General features: G+C 34.2%; 3 protein-coding genes and 1 pseudogene. All 4 read left to right on the plus strand.

What is annotated here, in order from left to right; translation table 11 throughout:
• On the plus strand, nucleotides 1-190 hold a 190-nt coding region (locus IV36_RS11655), incomplete at its 5' end, for a helix-turn-helix domain-containing protein (protein ID WP_156648680.1).
• Between the two features lie 120 nt (nucleotides 191-310).
• Nucleotides 311-568 (plus strand): annotated as a pseudogene (locus tag IV36_RS12025) (replication initiation protein); the annotation flags it as partial.
• A 283-nt stretch (nucleotides 569-851) separates the two neighbouring features.
• Nucleotides 852-1,421 (plus strand): DUF536 domain-containing protein, encoded by a 570-nt coding sequence (locus tag IV36_RS11660; protein WP_056992660.1) that lies wholly within the window; start codon nucleotides 852-854, stop codon nucleotides 1,419-1,421.
• 20 nt (nucleotides 1,422-1,441) lie between these two features.
• On the plus strand, nucleotides 1,442-1,726 hold the full coding sequence (locus tag IV36_RS11665) for a site-specific DNA-methyltransferase (protein WP_235720436.1): 285 nt from the start codon (nucleotides 1,442-1,444) through the stop codon (nucleotides 1,724-1,726).
• Nucleotides 1,727-1,750: the final 24 nt, after the last annotated feature.

Raw genomic sequence — 1,750 nt, forward strand, 5'->3', positions numbered from 1 at the left:
ACGTGGCGCTTATAAAGGAGCAGTGCGTTTGTACGCACCGGATTCACCTGATCGCCGGAAACGCTATTTGTATCACCAGGTAGTGCAAATGCTACAGCAGGATCCACCAGTGCCAATTGCGCAGATTGCTAGAACAATTGGGACTTCAAGGTCACAGATTTATCGGATTAAGAAGTTTTCCAACCTTTGATCGAGTAAAAGTGATTCTACATGTATTATGGTGGTTGAAAAGAGTTGTTGATGTACTAAATTGGAGTTAGCATAAGAAAGAGTAAAGAAGAACTAGCTGCAGCTTATTTTTTTAATATTAGAAAGAAAAGATACAAACGACTTCTCACAAGGACAATTTCAAGATGAACGTCAAAAGCTTTTCAATATTCAGCATAATAGTGAACTAACAGATAAGGAAAAATGGCGTGCTATTGATAAAGTTAAGGGTTTAACTTTAGGTTCCACTGAGAAACAGGTATTGGCTGAAAAACAGGCCAAACATGATAAAAAAATAAGAGATCAAGCAAGACAAGAAGCACTTGCTGAACTCCGAAAGGGGTTTGGAAATCATGCCTAAAACTATTAGAGAACTTACTGATGAGTTTGGTGTATCAAAACAAGCCATTAGGGAAAAAACTAGATGCAAACTTTAGTTGTTGTTAATTCGGGATATTTGCTGTTAAAGCAACATTCATTGGTGGCAACAACCAGAACCAAATCAATTATAGTTTAGCTTGAAGATTGATACCTAGTTTAAAAAACGACAAGAACGACAACCAAGTTTAAGCTTTGCTTGTCGATTGGTGTTCTTGTCGTTTTTAACTTATAATTTAAGGCGGATTAATTAGGTGGTGAAACTATTGGGCAAGACTATTCGACAACTTTCAGAAGAATTGAAATTATCAAAACAAGGTATTAATCAACGTATTAATAGTATTAATGGTTTTCGAAGCAAACACACTTACAAAGTTAAAAACCATCTAGAAATAGACAACCAAGGCGTTAAAATGCTTGCTAACTTTGACAAGCAAAAACGCCAAGAACGACAACCAAATCAGCAAGATAAAAACGACAAGAACGACAAGAACGACAAGATTGATCACATATTGCTGAAACAACTTGATGTTAAAGATCAACAAATTGCAAATTTACAACAAGCCTTAGACCAGCAACAAAAATTACAGATAGCAACGGTAACAGAAAACCATCGATTAAAAGAGCACATTCGGAAATTGAGTGGATTGCTTGAACCTTCTAGTGCAACTCAACAGCAACAATCAAACGACAAGGACGATACCTTGTCGAATAGTATTAATGCCATTCATGACAATGCTGAAAACGACAAGCAAGATCAAAGTCATATTGTCGATGAAAAGAAAAAAAGAATACATAAAAATAAAGTCAATAAGAGTTGGTGGCATTTTTGGTAAAAATTAAAGGGCGGATTAGAATGGAAATAGAACCTAAGATAATGTCTCAAGTCAAAAGTATTTTAGGAGAGTTTGGAAACAAGTATTTAACTAGTAAGGGTTCTCTGAAACGAAATAATGTAATTAATGACTTGGATAAATTTGACCGTGAATTGATGACAAAGCTATTTAAAGATCCTTTAATACATAAAAATTATGTAGAAAAAATTGCTGACACTGAAGTATTTAGACTCAATCAATTTATTGAAATGTTTGAATATAAAGAATTTTGGGAAAAATATAAAGCAGGAGGATTACAATGCTGAAAACTTATTCTTTAACAAAAGATA

Origin of the sequence: Liquorilactobacillus mali (assembly GCF_001437155.1) — a bacterium.
GTDB classification, from domain to species: Bacteria; Bacillota; Bacilli; order Lactobacillales; family Lactobacillaceae; genus Liquorilactobacillus; species Liquorilactobacillus mali_A.

Bases quoted from the DNA above. Each gene is read 5' to 3' on its own strand.
- IV36_RS11665 (WP_235720436.1), top strand. From the start codon at position 1,442: ATGGAAATAGAACCTAAGATAATGTCTCAAGTCAAAAGTATTTTAGGA.